The 19,444-nt window shown below is 57.4% G+C and carries 10 protein-coding genes and 1 pseudogene; 1 reads left to right on the top strand and 10 read right to left on the bottom strand.

Annotation, left to right across the window (positions count from 1 at the left end; translation table 11 throughout):
- Positions 1 to 24: 24 nt before the first annotated feature.
- From ACQZ45_RS20845 to ACQZ45_RS20800, 10 genes and pseudogenes are all read right to left on the bottom strand, one after another.
- Positions 25 to 3,075 carry a Mur ligase family protein gene (locus tag ACQZ45_RS20845; protein WP_236736211.1) on the bottom strand — a complete coding sequence of 1,017 codons (3,051 nt, stop codon included), beginning with the start codon at positions 3,073 to 3,075 and terminating at the stop codon, positions 25 to 27.
- A gap of 109 nt (positions 3,076 to 3,184) precedes the next feature.
- Complete coding sequence (locus ACQZ45_RS20840) at positions 3,185 to 4,387, bottom strand: HlyD family efflux transporter periplasmic adaptor subunit (RefSeq protein WP_065687693.1); 1,203 nt, start codon at positions 4,385 to 4,387, stop codon at positions 3,185 to 3,187.
- Positions 4,388 to 6,640: a type I secretion system permease/ATPase gene (locus ACQZ45_RS20835; protein WP_065687694.1), complete on the bottom strand. Its 2,253-nt coding sequence runs from the start codon at positions 6,638 to 6,640 to the stop codon at positions 4,388 to 4,390.
- Positions 6,641 to 6,698: 58 nt separating this feature from the next.
- Complete coding sequence (locus ACQZ45_RS20830) at positions 6,699 to 9,326, bottom strand: BapA/Bap/LapF family large adhesin (protein ID WP_448742522.1); 2,628 nt, start codon at positions 9,324 to 9,326, stop codon at positions 6,699 to 6,701.
- Between the two features lie 551 nt (positions 9,327 to 9,877).
- Positions 9,878 to 11,086 carry a TolC family outer membrane protein gene (locus tag ACQZ45_RS20825; RefSeq protein WP_236759207.1) on the bottom strand — a complete coding sequence of 403 codons (1,209 nt, stop codon included), beginning with the start codon at positions 11,084 to 11,086 and terminating at the stop codon, positions 9,878 to 9,880.
- Positions 11,087 to 12,386: 1,300 nt separating this feature from the next.
- A pseudogene (locus ACQZ45_RS20820) lies at positions 12,387 to 13,032 on the bottom strand (LysE family translocator).
- A 208-nt stretch (positions 13,033 to 13,240) separates the two neighbouring features.
- Positions 13,241 to 14,371 (bottom strand): NAD(P)/FAD-dependent oxidoreductase, encoded by a 1,131-nt coding sequence (locus ACQZ45_RS20815; RefSeq protein ID WP_421461421.1) that lies wholly within the window; start codon positions 14,369 to 14,371, stop codon positions 13,241 to 13,243.
- Between the two features lie 22 nt (positions 14,372 to 14,393).
- Entirely contained in the window at positions 14,394 to 15,422 is a 1,029-nt protein-coding gene (locus ACQZ45_RS20810; protein WP_421461418.1) for a Gfo/Idh/MocA family protein, read from the bottom strand.
- Between the two features lie 19 nt (positions 15,423 to 15,441).
- Entirely contained in the window at positions 15,442 to 16,950 is a 1,509-nt protein-coding gene (locus ACQZ45_RS20805; RefSeq protein ID WP_112286119.1) for an amino acid ABC transporter permease/ATP-binding protein, read from the bottom strand.
- A gap of 60 nt (positions 16,951 to 17,010) precedes the next feature.
- Entirely contained in the window at positions 17,011 to 17,844 is an 834-nt protein-coding gene (locus tag ACQZ45_RS20800; protein ID WP_003518685.1) for an ABC transporter substrate-binding protein, read from the bottom strand.
- A gap of 221 nt (positions 17,845 to 18,065) precedes the next feature.
- Here ACQZ45_RS20800 and ACQZ45_RS20795 point away from each other — a divergent pair, with 221 nt between their 5' ends.
- On the top strand, positions 18,066 to 19,133 hold the full coding sequence (locus tag ACQZ45_RS20795; protein WP_112401850.1) for a LacI family DNA-binding transcriptional regulator: 1,068 nt from the start codon (positions 18,066 to 18,068) through the stop codon (positions 19,131 to 19,133).
- Positions 19,134 to 19,444 lie beyond the last annotated feature (311 nt).

The raw sequence follows: 19,444 nt of genomic DNA, 5'->3' as shown, positions 1-19,444 counted from the left end.
CGCTTTGGCCGCGTGCAAACTGGCCTATGTGAGGGTGCTGCGGTCGGCGTTATTCTTCAACCATTCTACCAGTTCGTGCATTCCTGTGCTGTGCGAGCCCTTGAAAAGAACCGTGTCCCCGTCTACCAGACGCTCACGAAGAATTTCCTTCAGTGCCTGACGAGATTCGGCATAGAGACCACGCGAGGACGGCGAAAGCGCTTTCCAGAAGTCGCTATAAAGGTCACCCGTAACATACACCTCATCGATCGACCGGTCCTGTATAAAGGCTGCGAGCTCGGTATGGTAGGCGGCCCCGCCGGGGCCAAGTTCCGCCATCTCTCCCAAAACAGCAATCCGCCGCCCACCTATGTGATCACCCAGGCGGGCCAGAGCAGCGCGCATCGAACCCGGATTGGCGTTATAGGCATCATCGATCACGGTGAGCCGGCGTCCGTCAAGCAAGAGGTGAATTTCTTCACCGCGTCCCGGCAGAGCCGCGAAACTTTCCAGTTGGGCGATCGCTGGTTCGAGTGGGTGACCGAGTACGGAGATCGCTGCGAGAACGGCCAGGCCGTTCAGCGCCATGTGAGACCCGGCCGCGCCGATCAAGAAGCTGACCTCCCGGTTCCTGATCCGCGCATGAGCGTGCCGGCTTGCCGCGTCATAGCGCAGCAGCTGGCACATGCATTCCTCCGAGGTGCCGTAGGTGACAATGTCAAGCTTTCGCCGAGAAGCCGCATCATGCACCGTGTCCCATTCAAGCATATCGCGGTTGAGGACAGCCGTGTCGCCCGGCTCCATGCCCAGAAAAATTGCGCTTTTGGTCCGTGCGATGTCGGTAACCGTGCTTTTTTCGCCTAGGTGGGCAGGTAGAACATTGGTAAAAATAGCGACTTTCGGACGCGCCATACGGGCACTTATGGCCATTTTGCCGATGGCGAGTTCCAGCACCACATGTGGAGTCTCCCACGGGATGGAAGCAAGGTTCCACGCCACGCCGGCGGGCAGGTTCGCATTATGGTTGCTTTTGGCGACATCGCCCCAGGCCGAAAGCGCGTGGGCAAGCATGGCGACAACTGTCGTCTTACCGGCACTACCGGTCACGGCCAACACACTGCCAGTCATCCGGCTGCGCGCATAGTCGCCCATCGCCAGAACGGCTTGCATATTGTCCGCAACCTTCAGCACCGGCCCCTGCTGGCCACTGGCAAGATCCGGTTCTGTTGTCATGAAACCTGCCGGTTTTGCCCTATTGATCAGGGCATTCACCGGCACGCCTGTTGCGTCCTCATTGCCACGCAAGACGACCATGTCTGCAGGTTGCATGGCAGGTGCGTAGGTGCAAAGACCCTTTGCAGTCCAGCCGTGGGGCGGTTGACGAACCCAGGTGCCGCCCGTCGCGGCAGCGATATGCGCCGCATTCCACTGCCTGCCACCAGGAATGACCTTTGACTTCGATAATCGGGCGACACGGAGCCTGTCAGATGCGGCATGTTGGCGTACAAGTTCGCGGAAAGCGGCCCGCTCTCTAAGATAGCTGCGATAAGCAACGAGGCCGGAAAGGTAGTGCTCGACATCGTCTATCCGCACCCGGAACGCATGGTGACGGATGAAGAATGAGCCGGCGATACGGTCGGGCTTGCGATAATACATCGCCATTTCCGGCCAGAAATGGCCGTTAAGCAGATGGCGGGCGCGTTTCTCAAGCGCCCTTTCGAAATGCACCAAATCGATGTCACTCAGTAGGCCGTGCAATTTGGGTTCGGCAGCAATCCGCGACAGCGTCTGGCGCGCGGCCATCATCAATTCGAGCAATGTCGGGAAGGTGGTGATCCGGTTCTCGACGAAATCGAGATAGTCAGCGATGTTGCGGATGGCAAAACGGAAGTAGCGCTCCTCGGGCCTGTGACGCGTCAGTTCATTGACGCAATAGCCGAGCCAGTGATCGTGATGTTTCCAGTGATCGCGGGCGATGAAGTGATTGAATGCCCGCTCAACGGTTTCTAGCCACCTCCCATCGCCGGTCAGGTCGTAGAGTCGTATGAGACCGAAGGCTGCCTCGCCTTCGTAATAGATGGTGCGATATTTCTGTTTGATGGCAAGACCGGGAAAATGAAGGACATGCACGAAGGCGCCGGTCTGCGGATTCTGCATGTGGCGGATGCCGAGAGCGAGCTGATCTGCAAGTCCCCTCCATTCTGTTTTACCGGTGGCCGCCATGTATTTCGTCAGGGCGAGTAGCGCAACGGCGTTGCCGCCAAGCTTGATTTCACCGTCGGCCTCAACGAGGAACGCAGCTTGCGTGCCATCGGGAAGGACGGTGGGCTTGATCAGCCTGGCCTCGAGAGCGACGAGCGCGCGTTCGATCGCATTTTTCAGCTGCGCGTCATGGGTGACTTCCCAGGCCTCGATCATGGCATAGGTCGTGCTCGCGTGCCGCAAGGCGTTATAGGCCTCTATGCGTCGGTCGAAACAGGCATGGTAACCGTAGACAAAGAATCCGTCTGCTTCGACCTGTCGTGCAAGATACCTAGAGGAGTCACGAATAAGTGACAGTACCACCCCGCCGTCCAGCCTGTCGATTGTCCGGCGTCCGGCTTCAATGCCCATTCCCTCAATTGCGTGGAGCCTATCGGCTTCATCGCAGAAGACACCTTTTGTCGAAAAGAGAAAGATCGCTTTGTCTTGCGAAAAGCTGAGAGCTGGCAGATCTTCATAGCGAGCGCGAGCATAAATGTTGAAATTCTTCTCGTTCAGCACGGCATTGGTGATGGTGTTGCCGCCATAGAGCATCGCATTTGCGTTCAGCTCCTGTTCCGTGAAGGCATGGCGGAATGCCGGATCCAGCGCGATGCCAAAGCGAAAATAGTTACGCTTCACTTTGCCGAGCAGTGCGCGCAGCTGAGGCCATGTCGTCTGTTCGGCAATCTCTACCCAATCGACACGGAGCCAACGCCCCTCAATGTTTTCGGAGGCCATGGCGGCGAACAGACTGGTTACTCCCTGCTGCCATGCCGACTCAAGCGATGGCCCTGACGCATTAATGACACGGGCGCGCTTGTCACCATCGGATACCGAAAAGAACAACGTCACGGATGGCAGCGGCTGTGCCAGTGGGCGGACCCGGCCGCGCAGAAAGGTCCGAATACTCGAAAGCCGCTGTTTTATGTCCCGTGGTTTCCTTGCCAGGTCCACTCTTGCCTCAACGTTCACGCAATGCCTCCCGGGCCTTGTTGAAAGGCTTGACGAGATATTCCAGTACGGTCTTTTCACCCGTATGAATATCGACGTTCGCGACCATGCCCGGCACTATCGGAAACTCACGACCGGCGGCGTTGACCAGCGCGTCCTTCTCGGTCTTGATGAATACGCGATAGTAGTAAATCTCCCGGTCGACTTCATCCTGTATCGTGTCGGGCGAAATTGTCGTGACTTTGCCGTCGAGACTGCCATAGACGGCGTAGTCGTAAGCGCTGATCTTGACGCTCGCGCGCTGGCCCGGATGGATATAGGCGATGTCGCGTGGCGATATGCGTGCCTCGATGAGAAGCTCATCACCAAGCGGGATGATGTCCATGAGCTTGCCGTTGGGCGGGACAACACCGCCGATTGTCGACACCTCTATGTTCTTGACGATGCCGCGTACCGGTGAACGGTGTGTCAGGCGAGCAAGACTATCCGCCCGGCCGGTCACCACCGGGGAGAGCGAATTCACCTCCGCATTCGCCTTCGTCAGTTCCTCGCGCGCCTTCACGAGATATTCAGACTTGATCTCGACCTTCTTGAGTTCGAGTTCAACGATCTGCCTTCGTAGCCGGATGACCTCGACATTGCTGGCCGCCCCGATGGACCTCAGTTCTTCGTTGAGTTTCAGTTCACTTGCGACAAGCGAAAGGGATTCCTCGATCCAGCGCAGCGACTCCTCCAGCGCGTGCCGTCGCGCCGTGTAAAGTTCAGTCTCCGATCCAGTCAGTCCAGGATAAGCGTTCAGCGCCGCGGGGAAAGTCAGTGGCGTGCCATTGACTTCAGCTTCAAGCCGCGCCGCGGCAGCGAGCGTAGCACGATATTTTGCGGCACTTTCCTCAACATCGGATTCGCTTCTTGTGGGATCAAGCTGCGCGAGAATCTGGCCGGGCTCGACCACCTGGTCCTCGCGCACATGAAGCGTTGCGACAATACCCCCCTCCAGTGATTGTATGACCTGTTCGCGGCTGGTGGGGATAACACGGCCATCGCCGGTTGAGACCTCATCGAGCGTTGCGAAATAGGCCCAGACGAGCATAGCCACCAGAAGAGCGACGAAAAGTTGCACGACGCGTGTGGACCGGGTGAGGTTTCGACCGTCATCGTCGCCGAATGCCCAACCGCCGCGCCTGGAGAAATCGCGTTCGCTGAATGCCGCCATTTACACCTCCTGTGTCGTCTTGAATGGAAAGCTGTTGGCCGCCGCTGCGGGCTTCGCTTCCGACATTTTTCGGCGCACGCCGTTCGGCGGCACAGTTTTTTTGACACCACGTAGGGTGTTGAGAACCTCCTCCTTGCTGCCATCGAGAACAATTTGCCCGCTCTCTACAACGACGATGCGCTGAACAAGTTCAAGAACGCGCATGCGGTGCGTTGCGACGACGACCGTTCGCTCCGCACTCCAGGATCGCAAGCGTTTTATGAACTCACGCTCGGTCGCTTCATCCATTGCTGCGGTGGGCTCATCGAGCAGGACGACGGATGGGTCACGAATGAGAAGGCGTGCCAATAGCAATGCCTGCTTCTGTCCGCCTGAGAGGCCTCTTCCACCTTCAAGGATCGGGTGGTCGAGACCACGAGGGAACTTTCGCACGAAATCATCCGCTCCCGTCATCGAAAGTGCCTCAAGAAGCAATGGTTCGGGTGCGTGCAATGCGCCTAGGGTGACGTTTTCACGGATCGTGCCGTGAAACAGGCGCATATCCTGCGTCAACAGCCCTACATTGCGACGGAGATCGGAAGGGTCGATCTGTGAAAGTGCAAGGTCATCGATCAGCAATTCACCGGCTGCCGGTTCAACCATGCCCGCCATAGCAAGGAGAAGGGTCGATTTGCCCGCGCCGTTTTTGCCCAGAACGGCAACTTTTTCACCAGCGGCAATTGTCAGGTCACCGATGGCAAGCGCCGGCCGGCCTGTACCCTTACCGTAGTGAAAAGCAGCACCCTTGATCCTGTAGGCGCCACGCAGGGTGGAGACACTTACTCGTGTCTCGTTGTCGGGATGATCCGAAGGCATGCGCAGAATGGCATCGATGCTCTTCAACCCGACTTTAGCCTGCTGAAATCGACCGAGGATTTGTGTCAGTTGCGCCATGGGCGCCATCATGCGGGAGCCTAAAATGGAGCAGGCAACGAGGGAGCCCGTGGTCATGTTGCCTTCCATGACAATCGGCGCGCCGACGAAGACCACGGCGGCGAATGTTCCAGTTTGCACTGTATGGCTCCACGCGGCAAGACCATTGGTAATGGCGCGCAGGCGAAGCTGTCCGTCAGCAGACACGGCATTGTAATGGTTCCAGCGCTGCTGAAAGTGATCCTCAGCCTGTAGTGTCTTGATGTCCTCTATGCCCTGAACGGCTTCGACGAGCATGGCATTGCGCAGTGAGGATTCCCGCATTGCCTCACTGGCGGCAGCACGCAGCCTGCGCTGTGCCAACAGGCCCGGCAAGATTAGAAGCAACAGTGCCGCAACCGGGATGATCACAATCGGTCCGCCAATCAGCCAGAAGATGAAGAGGAACAGGATGAAGAATGGAAGGTCGGCAATTGCTGACACTGTGGTGGAGGTCAAAAGTTCGCGCACCTGCTCCAGGTCGCGCAACTGGGCAATGAATGTGCCAGTTGAGGTGGGCCGTTCCTGGTTCTTTACCCGGAGCGCATGACCGAAAACCAGATCGGAGATTCGCATGTCTGTGCGCTTGCCGATGATGTCGATGATGCGGGTGCGCAGACGGCGCATGATAAAGTCGAAGAACACGGCCATCAGCACACCGATGAACAAGACATAAAGCGTGTTGAAGGACTTGGCCGGCACCACCCGGTCATAAACCTGCATTGAGAACATCACGCCGGCCAGCGCCAGAATGTTGGCAACAAGTGATGCCAGCATGACATGACCATAGGAGCCGAAGTCGCGAAATGCGATCGAACGGAACCAATGTTCCCGGTAAGGGGCAATGTAACCGTCGACCCGCTCATCGACGGTTCCGCGTTGCGGCCGCGCCAGGATGATGAATTCGGTCTGCGACAGCAGAACGTCTAGCGGCAAGACCGTTGCAACGCTGCCTTCTCCGCTCAGCACGATGGACGCGTCCTTCCTCGCAGAAAGACCCGTTACGACGCCCACGGCACCGTCCGAGAGCTTTACGATAACCGGTAATCGCCAGCTGCTGAGTAGGCGCGGTGTCGGGGCTGCCTGTTTTATCTGCAGGCCCATTTTGCTTGCCAGGCGCGCAAGCCAATCATATGTCTCGATCGCCTGAAGTCCTTCGGCGAGTTGTTGTGCCCCGCCGGGCGAGAACGGCACACCATAATGACGTGCCACATATTGGAGGGCCTCGCTCCAGCTCGCAAAATCAGTGCCGGCAGCATTAGGATCAGGCCATTGTTCCGTCGTCATGTCGGAAAGGGGCATGGATATTCCTTTGTGACGACATGAGGGCATTGATGCCCCCATGCCGGCCTTGGATCGTTCAGACTACAGTCGACTGCGTGGGGTTCAGTTCATCCTCGGCCACCAGGTGCCCGAATGGATCGACAGGCAGTTCCACCGGCTCGGGCATCTCGAATATATCCGTCCGCTCTTCTGTTGAACTCAGATCGGCGTCACCGTCCTCAGGTTCGCTGAGGGCAGCCAGATCGTCGAGCGGTACCGTCAGTTCCTCCGTATCGTCCTCAATCAGTTGAGAGAGCCGGTCGTCATTGTCCGAATTTGATGCGGGCGGGTCGTCGCTTGCCGTAACGTCGATGGTATCAAGACCGGATATGTCTTCGGCTACGAACATCATGGCCTGATCCGGCACGCCCGCGCCGGAGGGATCCACGGTCACGACCAGCGAGGATTGCTCAGCCACTCCTGAAGGATGGATCAGCTGATATTCAAACGTGTCGGTTTGCGGCGTATTGAAATGCGCGAGATCCGGGTTCAGCGCGTAGCTGTAGCTGCCATCCGCATTGATGGTCAGTGTACCATATTCGCCATCGATCGTTCTGGCATCCGTCACATCAACGAAGCTCGTTCCGTCAAATATTTGGAAGTTCGTGAAAGTGGAGCCCAGATCGTCATTGGCAAGCAGGTTGCCGCTATCACCGGTCGCAGTCCCGACTTCATATTGGTCCGTATATGTCACATCGATATCAGTCGTTATGGTCGCCGAGACGTTTACCAACGTGCCACTCAAAGTGGAGCGGACACGGTACGTGCCGGCAGCCAGATCAAGTTCAGAGAGGTCGATCGATGCCACGGTGCCGAGACCTCCAACAATGATGTTGAAGGAATCGGTTGCCACCTGCTGCCAGCTGCCTGGTGTTGTTTCTCGTTCGAGATGGAGCGCCCCATTCGACAGCGCAGCAAGCAAGACGGAAACGCTAATGCTGCCAGAGACCTCCATACTATCGGTAATGACGAAGCTGCTGCTGATATATGTGCTCGTCTGCCCCAGGCCCCCTGAGAGCAATGTGGAACCGGTGGTGGTATAGAAATTGTCGTCCGTGACATTGTCCCAAACGACCGAAGCGTTTGCGCTATCGCCCGTCGCGGCAAATTCGAACGTCGCTGGAAGGCTCGGGTCGGTGTCACTCCAGGTCATAGTCACATTGTCGCTGCCAATCTGGACATAAAGGGTGGCAGTGCCAATATTGCCGTCTGCATCCACTACCGTGTATTCGAACCTGTCGACCTTGCCGATTCCCGCTCCATTCGCGAACGGCGTGTAGGTATAGGTGCCATCGGCTAGGATCAGAAGCTCACCGAAATCGCCTTGTACAGTAGTCCCATCCTGATCAACAGTCTGGCTGTCGACGCTTTGAACTGTTGTTCCGGCCGGTACGTCATCATTATCGATGACGTTGCCGCTCACCTCGACAGCTTCATAACCTCCAACTTCAGTAAAATTATAGTCGGTGCCATCAAGGGTTAATGTGCCACCAACTCCTACGCCGAGCAGGCCCGTAAATCCCATGAATGCGCGGTACTCTCCCGGATCAAGTCCCGGTACGGTGCCGCTTGTTCCGCCAAAAAGTGACAGTGATAGGATCGTGGCAGGTCCTCCACCGTCAATGCTTGTCCATTGCTGCGTTGCGGCGTCCCACTTTTGCACGACAAGACTATAGTCGCCGAGAACGCCAGTCCCGAGTATTCCACTGAAATCGAAATTGAGATCCTGTTTGTGACCGGTCTCCACGTCAAATTCGACTGTATCTGCAAATAGCTGAAGATCGAGACCTGCAAGGCTGACGACAGCGAGGTAGGTGTCGCTTCCAAGCGGAACATTTTCCGTCACTGTCGGCAAGAGATTCACTTCAGCTGAGGCCACGTCGTCCGTGGGCTCGAGATCTGCGTCAGCATCCGCATCCGCATCCGCGTCGGCATCTGCATCCGCGTCGGCGTCGGCGTCGGCATCCGCATCGGCGTCAGCATCGGCGTCAGCATCTGCGTCCGCGTCGGCATCTGCATCTGCATCCGCATCCGCATCCGCATCCGCATCGGCGTCAGCGTCGGCATCCGCATCGGCATCGGCGTCAGCATCCGCATCGGCATCCGCATCCGCATCGGCATCGGCATCCGCGTCGGCGTCGGCATCGGCATCCGCGTCGGCGTCGGCATCGGCATCGGCGTCGGCATCTGCGTCAGCATCTGCGTCAGCATCCGCGTCAGCATCTGCGTCGGCGTCAGCATCACCGTCATCGCTGGAAGATCCTCCAAGAGCGAGGGCTCCCCCGCCAGCCAGCAGGCCCAGAGCGACAAGACCGAGGACGGAGCCGTCACTTGTAGCGGCGCCAACCAGTTGATCTACGCCCTCTATTTGTGAAAAACGAAAGTCAGCCAAACCGTCGCTATGCTCACCCAGCCAGAGGTTGCCATTTTCATCCTCCAGCACCAGCTCGCTGTGCTCACCATCCATCTCGCGGAAAAAGTGTCCGATGCGGATGGTCTCGCCGGAACGCATCCGAAGAAGGAGATCGTCACCGTCGCGCACGAAGTCGGAGACCTCATTTTTATCCGCGCGAATCCGCACGATGCTCGGTTTTTCGATATCAAGTTTATCGAGCGACACGGTCTGAGAACCACCGGCGGCCTTGTCGGTAACGATCGCAACCATGAAACTGTCCTCCTGCAACGCGGTAACATCGGCGACAGAAATTCCTGCCGCCCGTGACATCAGGCAACATGTAAGAAACTGGATTTTCGCAAGCGACGACCGCTGAGAAGCAAGCAGCCCCAAAATCAACGGATCGGTTTATCTAAACGTCGGAAATAGTCTTCCGATCGCCTCTCCCACCCTCATAATTGCATAAAAAATCGACTCTGCAAGAAAAAAACAACCGGGAAGAGCATTAGGAAATTCTTTTGTAACGGTAATTCCGAGATCTAATATATGTTTTCCCCTCTTATATATGAGGGTGGCAACAGTGCGAAGTCATGGTCGATTTCTCTTCGGGACGGCTTGCATTATCATCGGTCGGCAATCACGTGTGAGACCAATTCTATTTTTGGTCAACACCCGTTATGGTCGTATCTTGCGGCGATCCGACCTTCCCCGTGATACTGTTTAATCAAGCCTAGGCGCGAACCAGGAGAGAAACTTTGCGTTTAAAAAATTGATAAAAATCAAATATATGTTGCTTAAGGGCCGGCCTTTGCTACCGTCCGCTAAAGTGAAATGCCCTGGACGGTTTGGCCTTCCAGCGAGAAGGCTTCCCGCATTCGTCCACTATTGAACGTGCAGTCGATGTTCAACCTGTGCAGGTCATACTTGATGTTGCTGATATCAAACCTGGCGGCATGGAGTTCCTGGTCGGCGTTGAGCAGATCAAGCAGTGTTCGCGTCCCGAGTTCAACATATTGTGTTCGATAGAGATCACGCGTCTGTCGCATCGTTGACTGACGCGTCGAGAGCGAGCGGCGCAGACTTTCTTTACTTGAAATCTGACTACTGGCTTCCGTCAGGTTCCTCAAGATATCAACCAACGCGCGCGCTTCTGCAGCCTGTGATGCTCCAAGCGCCTGGACGGCCATGTTGCGTCTAGCGCTCGTCGCACCGCCATTGTAGAGGCTGCCCGTAACCTTTAGCCCGACACTGTAGTCGGGATCAAATGAGCTGAGTTCCGTCACGTCGACACCAATTCCAGCGTCGAGCGACAGTGTCGGCAACCCTTCGGCTTTCGCAAGAGCAATCTGCGCGGTCGCCGCTTCGCGATCTGCCGCTGCCTGCATGACTGCCGGCACGCGCGACCAGTCCGGATTTGTGGAACTGCAGGACTTAGACAGCCATGCCGGCAGTGTGTCCGATACATCGACGGGTCCGTCGATACCGCTTAAATTCGCGAGGATCGCTTCCCAGCGCGATAATTGCCCCTCGATCTCCAACAATGTGGCTTCGGCGGCCTGAACACGCGCTTCGGCTTGCAGCAGATCTGAACGCGTGCTTGCGCCCTTGTCGGTGCGCGACTTCACCAGGTCCAAGATCGCTTTCACATCCTTTATCTGGTCACGCGCAACACTTCCCAATGAGCGATTGCGCTGTATTTCGATCACTGAATACGCCGTTTCGCGCGCCAGATCGTCCACAGCCATCATAACCTGCGACTTCCGGCCCGCAATTCCCGCAGTGGCGATTTTGACCCGGTTGTCCACTTTACCGAAATCATAAAGCATCTGCGAGACATTGAAGTTCAAATCTGGACTGTAGCGATCCGATCTATTGGTGCTATAGGAAGAGTCGAGTCCCCAACTCATATTGGGAAGATAACCGGCACGAGCTTCATTGACCGACTCGGTCTGCTGACGAAGCCGACCTATGGTTTCCGTTACAGCGGGATGCCAATCGACTGCCTTTCTCACAGCAGTTTCGATTGACAAGGGGCCCTTGTGGGTTCGTTCGCGTTTCGCCGACCTGATGGGTTCCGATTTCGTCCCGATCACGCCCGGAAGATCCGCGTTACCAAGGTGCATGTCTTTGCCGGAAGCTTCGGGATTCCCGGGGCCCGCTTGTCGGATGTTGGCGCTGGAGCGATTTGCACAGCCAGTTGTCACTATACTCGCGGCGATGACGCAAACAAACGCTGGAAGCCAACTAAATCGCATTTAACGTTCCACCTTCTGACGGGAAGAATGAGCAACCTGCCAGTACGAGGAACGAGACCATGGCTTTGATTTACCGATATAAAACCGGCTTTGGAGACAGAACTAGGCAAACATGGTTAACGATTGGTTAATCAGGTCAAGTGAATAATAACCATGTATATCGCTTAAGGCATGATCCAGGGGCGATTGTTCAACCAGTTCTCTATGCTGCTGTTACCTGATCACCTGCTTTGGGGGGGGCGCAATAGTGATGCAAACCTGCGACTAAATTTAATGTTTATTCCAATTGCACATGCAGGTGCGTGCTACTAATATTTGGCGTCGCAAGATAGGTTGTTGATGCAATTACCAGTTTGACCGACGTCGTAGCCCGCTACGGATGTGAAGCTATATGAAGGCGCATCACGACACAGCGATCCAATCTGCGACCCTGACCTGATACCGATGAGTCCGATTTTGCCAGCATGATTTCCCATCCTGAAGTCAGGATTGATCAGTTGGACCAATTTCGAGGGCGGAGAGCGATCGTGGTTTCGACCGCTTTGTACAGGCATTCGATTTGCGTGCGTTCGCATGATAGGTCATCGAGTGTGGGAGTAACGCTAGTTTCTAGGCTATGTTGGCCTCGTGTCGGTCTGCAGAGAGCGTCCTCTGGGTCCCCCACGTTGAAATTGGATGGCGGGTTGTCCGCAAAGTATTGGGGCGATTTCTTGCGACCATGCCGTCTGAACGCCCCGGCACGCAAGTTACGAAGCTGCATCCTCGAGGGTGCTCGCGCAATGGCACGCAGTATCGTCAAACTGAATCCTATGTTACGTTGAGGCGTCACAGGAAAAAAGCAGAGATTCTATTTGCCTAACTCAAACTCATCCTGTGACTTGATCGCCTTCGATTAGAAGGCCCAACGGAGCGTGTGATAGATTCCATCCGCAGCCGTAGCAAAACCTCCTGAAAGTCGCAAAACTTGTTCCCACGACGAGGTCCAAATTGCCATGAACGGAAATATACCTAAGCGCGCCACAGATAGCGTGAAGTGCACTGACGGTCGCAGTTCGACATGGACTCGCAGGATGGTCTATTTCTTTTGATTGCCAGCAAAAGCGGCCGTCAAGCCAAGACCGATATACACGAAACCACTGACCCAGCGTTCAGCCTTTAGGTACACGGGACTGCGCTTCAGCCACTTGCCGGCCGTGCCGGCGGCAAGTGCGTAAGAGCTGTCCGTCAGAACGCCAATCGCTGTGTAAACAAGCCCGAGAAAAGCGATCTGCATGGCCACATGGCCACGATTGACCTCAACGAACTGTGGCAAGAAAGCCAGAAAGAATAGTGCGGTCTTCGGATTGAGGAGACTAACGATAAAGCCCTCACGAAAGAGGCGCATGCGGCTCCGTGTGGGTAAATTGCCCTCGACGCCGGGAATATCCGAGGGGCCAAAAAGCTTTTTGAGGCCAAGAAAGATCAGATAGGCCGCGCCGGCATACTTTACGACGCTGAAGGCGAGCGCCGATGATGCCAGGAGCGCCGACAACCCTACAGCGGCGGCGGCGACATGCACAAGCGTGGCCGTATGGATGCCAAGGATTGAAACGAGCCCCGCAGAGCGACCCTGCTCGACCGAGCGCGCGAAGAAGAACTGCCGGTCCCGGCACAAGAGGCAGCACCAGTGTAGCGCTGACGAACAGGCTGAGATTTGTTGCGCTGGGAATTGCCAAATCCATAGTTATTTTGGCCCGTTTTTTATTGCGCTACGAATAGCATGCGGCGGCCTCAGACACGAGGTCATCCTCTTTTTTGCCTTTGGTGTTCGAGTCGACAAGAACGGCATCCGGATGTCAGACATCGGAACGGACGTCTCAGTCTCAGTATCGTAGAAAAACCGGCCGCGGCGGCGGCCGGCTCATTTTGGCGATATCTGCCTCACATTGCTCAATTCAAGGGGAAACGCTCAGGTCGGAAGGTTGCGAGCATGGGATGTTCGGTGCCTGTCGCAATCTCGAACGCGAGCAGCTCGCCCACGATGAGGCCGAGTGTAGCACCGCTGTGGCTGAAGGCCACGTAGTAACCGGAAATACCCTTGATGGCTCCAATCACCGGCTCGCCATCGCCGGGGATAGGTTTGCCACCAACGCCGATGGAAGCCACCTCCAGTTTCGGATTGCCTTCCATCACCCGCGCAGCCTCAACCAAAAGCTCTGAAACCACGCTATCGTCGATATCATAGCTGCCGTCTGCGCGCACTGTCACACCCTCATCGGCCGCCCAGTCGGCATCCAGGGAGAATGTGCGGCCCGGCGCCGGGCGAACGGCGACGCGCGGTGTATTAAGAACAGCGCGCAGGGGATGGGCGAGCGGCCTCGTCTGCACGAGAAGGGCGATCGGTGTCCCGTCGGCAATGGTCTGTCCGCTTTCCGCAGCCATCTTCGGGACGGCCGGACCGGTGGCAAGCACGACGGCATCCGCCCGATGGAGAACAGCATTTGCAGTTTGCGCGCCAATGACACGACCACCCTCGATCACCACCCGTGCAGCACCCTGGTCCGTTACCAGAACGCCACCGAGTGCGAAAAACTCCTCAAGCAGCACACCAATCAGCGTCGGCAAATCGACCCAGCCTTCGCCGGGATTGTAGATTGCGCCCTGTCGAGTGATTGCGCCGGCGTCGACACCGGGGACGACGCGGGCGACTTCGGCTGCTGAAAGGCGCTGCGCATCATAGGCAAGCGAAACTTCGTGGCGATAGGCCGCGTCGATCTCGTTTCGCTCGTCATCCGCGTCCCAGGTCAACCCGCCATCAAAGCGAAGCCATTCTGCGCCGGGATTCTGCGCCGCGAGTGTGCGATACCGGTCGATGCCGGCCATACGCAGCCGATGATAGGGCTCAGAGCGCATGCGTGCCGAGTTCAGCCAGGACAGCGAGCGGCCGGAGGCACCATTGGCCGGCGGCCCGTCATTGAGGATCGTCACCTTAATGCCGCGCCGCGCAAACTGTACGCCAGTGGAAACGCCGAAGATACCGGCGCCGATGATGACGGCCGAAGAGATGGTGTTGTCGGTCATGGAATTGGCTTTCAATCAATTGTCATACGGATGGGGGTAAGGCATCGGGGATCTCCCAGCGACCGCTGGCTGCGGAGCGGAACAGCGCGTCAATCGCCGTCATATTCGCGATTGCGTCGCCAAGCCCCGTCTCGAGTGGTCCGCCGGAGAGGACAGCCTCGGCGAATGCATCGGCCTGTTCGCGATACTGGTCGACAGGCCCGATCGCGATCTCCTCGCGGCCGCCGCCGGCAAGATCGCGACCATCATCAAAGACAAGAATGGTCGGCTCATCAGCCGGTGCATTGAAGGGAATGGGGATTTCCAGACGCCCGCGCGTTCCAAGCGCCGTGACCTTCTGCGTGAGGCAGAGTTGTGTGGAACAGGTGAAGGCAAGCTGCCTTCCCTCTGGAAACGCCAGCAGCCCGCTCGTCAGCCGGTCCGTGCCGAAGACGGGATCGCGCTCCATGAGCGCGATCGCCCGTACCGGTTCCGCGTCGAACAGGAGCCGCGCCGTGTTGATGGCGTAACAACCAACGTCGAACAGACCGCCGCCGCCAATATCAGCCTGGTTGCGTACATTCCCGGGGTCGTCGAGATAATAGGAAAAGATCGTCTGGATGGCCCTCACCTCGCCGAGGCGCCCCTCGGCAATCAACGCGCGCGCCTTTTTCCATTGCGGATGGTGGCGCACCATGAAGGCTTCTGCGACCGGCAGGCTTGCCGCCTTTTGTGCCGCTGCCAGTTCCCTCGCCTGCTCGGCATCAAGCGCGATCGGTTTCTCGCAGAGTACGGGTTTGCCCTGCGCCAGTGCCTTTATCGTCAGTGGCACGTGCAGATGATTGGGCAAAGGGTTGTAAATTGCGTCTATTTCCGGATCGGCAAGCAGTTCCTCGTAGCTGCCATAGGCCTTGGCGATGCCGAAGCGGGCCGCCATCTCCTTCGCCTTCGCGGCATCGCGCGAGGCGATTGCCGCAACGCGCCCCAGGCGGCTGGACTGGATGGCGGGAATGACCGCCTTGGCAGCAATGCCTGCGCAACCGAGCACACCCCATCGTATCGTTTGTGTCATTGGTTTCTCCTCCCGGCGCTCAGAGCACTTCCGCTAGGAAGCGCTGGAGACGCGGGCTTTGCGGGTTGTCGAATATTGCCTCTGGCGTGCCGGCTTCAACGACGCGCCCCTCGTCCATAAAGACGACCTGATCGGCCACCCGGCGGGCAAATCCCATTTCATGCGTGACGACGACCATGGTCATGCCACGCGTGCCGAGCTCAGCCATGAGGTTGAGCACGCCCTTGACCAATTCCGGATCGAGCGCACTCGTCACCTCGTCGAAGAGGATAACCTCCGGTTCCATGGCAAGCGCACGGGCAATGGCAACGCGCTGCTGCTGCCCGCCGGAAAGACCGCCCGGACGGTGGTGCTGGCGGCTCGCAAGGCCGACATCGGCAAGCCTTGCCTTGGCGATGCGCTCGGCCTCGGCTGCGGGCAGGCCCTTGATCTTCGTAAGCGACAGCATGACGTTTTCCAGCGCCGTGTGGTCGGGAAAGAGGTTGAAATGCTGGAATACCATGCCGACCCGGCGGCGCAGCGTTTCCGGCTTCATTGCGAGAATGCTTTCGCCATCGATAAGAATATCGCCGCTCTTCGGCTCGACCAGACGGTTGAGCCCACGCAGCAAAGTCGATTTTCCGGATCCGGACGGGCCGATGATGCAGGTGACGCTGCCTGGCTTGACTAAAAGATCGACACCCCTCAGCACATCAAGATCGCCATAGGCCATACCGAGACGGCGCACTTCAAGGCTGCCGCCCTTGAACGAGACGCCAGTCGCGCGAGCTGCGCTGTCGAGTTCACTGACTTCCTCCAGTCCGCTGGTGATGACGGAGGGGCGCTGCTTGCCAACCCGCAGACGATTGTCGATCGCATTGACGACATGGGTAAGCGGCACGGTGACGACGAGATAAAATACGCCTGCCAGCAGGAGCGGTGACAGATTGCCGGTCACCACTGCCTGGTCCTGTCCCACGCGAAAGATCTCACGCTCTGAGGCCAGAAGCCCGAGGAAATAGACCAGGCTCGAATCCTTGACGTTGCCGATGAACTGGTTGACGAGGGCCGGCAGAACGCGGCGCACGCCTTGCGGCACGACGATAAGGCGCATGCCCTGGCCATAGCTCATCGACAATGCCCGGCAGGCCTCCATCTGCCCACGGTCGACGCTCTGGATACCAGAGCGAAAAATCTCGCCGATATAGGCACCGGCAATCAGGCTGAGTGCCAGAATGCCGAGCGGATAAGGCGATGGACCGAAGAGCTCGCGGCCAATGCGGGCAAAACCCTGGCCAATGAGGAGAATTGTGACGATGGCCGGCAGGCCACGGAAAATATCGGTATAAAGACGAGCGGGAATGCGCAGCCAGGGCGAGCGGGAAATGCCCATGATCGCGAGCATCATACCGATGGCGACGCCAAGCACAGTCGAGGTCGCAGCCAGGATCAGCGTATTCTTGAGACCAACGGTGATCATGGTCGGCAGCACTTCGGCCATGGCATTCCAGTCGAGGAAGCTACGGCGCAGGTTTTCAAGCCAGTTCATCAGGATATCCCTTGAAAGAAAGGCCGGTCCGACCGGTAAAGGCCGGACCGGAAGGTGGCATCACTGCTTGGGAAGATATGCCTGCGGCATCGGCGTGCCGGGGAACCATTTTTCGTGCAGCTTTTTCCAGGTGCCGTCCTGCATGGCCTCTTTCAGGCCCTTGTTAAGCGCCTCGCGCAACGCATCGTTACCCTTGCGGATGACGAAGCCAGCGGGCGCGTCGAAGCTCGGAATGTTGACTGCGACTTTTAGCGCCGGATAACGGGCGGAATAGTCCTTTGCAGCCTCGAAATCGAGGAAATGTGCATCGACCGTCCCGTTGTTGAGTGCGGAAACGGCAGAATTGTTGTCCGGGAACTTCACGAGATCGGTGCCGACAAAATTCTTCTCTGCATAGATCTCCTGAAGTGTACCCTGCACCACACCGAGACGCTTGCCTTTGAGACCCGCTGCATCGGTGATGCCTGGCTCCGAAGTGAGGACGCTCAAGAAACCTGCAAGATAACCATCAGAGAAATCAATGGTCTCCTTGCGCTTGGCAGTCGTGCCGATCGCAGCGGCCGCAACATCGAAGCGGCCGTTGGCGACAGAAGGCATCAGGGCCGAGAATTCCTGGCCGGTGAACACCACCTGTTCCTTCTTGAACCCAAGACGTTCGGCTACGTTGAGGAACAACTCTATGTCGAAACCGGTAAAGTTGCCGTCGGCGGTGGTGAAGGCATAAGGCTTGGCATCGCCCATCGTGCCGACACTGATGGTGGCGGGATCGATGAGGCCAAGCGGATTGTCGGCAAGTGCGGGCGTCGCCGCGCCTGCAAGGACACCGAGTGTGATCGCGGCCGTGGTCGCGCGAATTTTTGCGAAGGCGGATGTTAAGGCTTGGGTAAATTGCATTGGTTTCTCCTCTGGTGTCGTTGTCTGCGATAAATTCAAGGCGCACGGGTCCCACCCGGTCGGCGCACGATGTCACCTACCCGGCCCACGCAGTTCGCATGTCGGAAGTCTTTTTATTTTTGAGACCGGTCTCAATTAGAAAGAGACCGGTCTCTTTGGGTATTGGCAATTGTTATCTTCGCATTTGCCAGTCGTCAAGTTCTCTTGTAAGGCTACCGCTTATGGACAAGATCCCGCCTAAAACTCCTTCCGTGACAGTCGCTGACGTCGCACGCCAAGCCGGCGTCTCAAAGGCAACGGCTGCACGCGTGCTAGGTGGCTACGGAACTGTTAGCGACCGGGTGAGAGAGGCGGTCCTGGCCGCGGCTCAGTCCCTCGATTATCGCCCCAATGAGCTTGCTCGCAGCATGACGACAGGTCGTTCAGGCACCATCGGCGTCGTGGTGGGAGATATTGAAAACCCCTTTTTCAGCCTCGCCGTGCGAGGCATCACGGATATTGCCCGGCAGGCAGGCTTCACCGTCATCCTCATTAACTCGGGTGAAGACGTCGTTGCGGAAAGAGCGGCCATCCGCACTCTGCTTGCCAAGCGTGTCGACGGTCTCATCGTCTCGCCGGCCAAGGAAAACGATGTCGAGCATCTGCATGAGGTTATTCGCTCGGGGCTGCCGCTCGCGTTGCTCGATCGTGGAAGCGACACGCTCGATGTCGACACCGTTATTGCCGACGACCGGCATGCCGCCGAGAATATTACACGCCGGCTGATTGCTCTCGGCCACCGCCGCATCGCCTATTTAACCGCCTGCGACACGCCGGATCATCGGTTCCGCAGTGCAGACGACATCAGTACCGGTTCGGTCAGGCGACGCATCGAAGGGTATCTTGGTGCGTGCAGTGAGGCTGGTCTGACCAACATGGAAAGCTGGGTACAGGTCGGTGCCGTCACGCAGCAAGAGACGCATCGCATCGTTACCGAAATGCTCCAGTCGGCGCAGCGTCCGACGGCAATCATTGCATCGGACAGTATAATCGGCCTGGAGGTGTTCAAGGTTCACCGTCAACTGGGGCTTAGCATCCCGGACGACCTGTCGCTGGTATCGTTCCATGATGCGGATTGGACGTCTGTAACAACGCCTCCAGTGACCGTCGTGCGCCAACCCGTCTACGATCTCGGCGCGACGGCGGCCAGGTTGCTGGTCGAGCGGCTAAATGGCAACGATCAGACGGCCCGCAAGGTCGTTCTGAAAACCGAAATCGTTGAACGTGCCTCCATGCGGGAAGCACTTTGACTCGGTAGACGGTGTTGAAAAGCTGCTTTGATCCCTCCGTCGTTTTGTGACGGCCCTTCGCCGATCGATCCGCTGTCACTATTATCGCCAACGTAAAAACGACGCTGGTCCTCGGTCAGACAAAAACCGGTAGATCGGCTCGCAGCCGGCCCTTTTAGTATTGCCGAGTGGTTGCCTCTTGAGATCGAATGTCGTTCGATTCGCCATGGGGTAGATTTTTTGCAGTGAAAATTTCGTTTCGACCGACGCTGATGACCTTGATTGCCGAGCAAAAATGCAGTTGCCGCCGCAGGGGCAGGATGTCCGAAACA

Source organism: Agrobacterium sp. 16-2014-1-2a (assembly GCF_053522705.1).
This window is presented reverse-complemented; position numbering and strand designations above follow the sequence as displayed.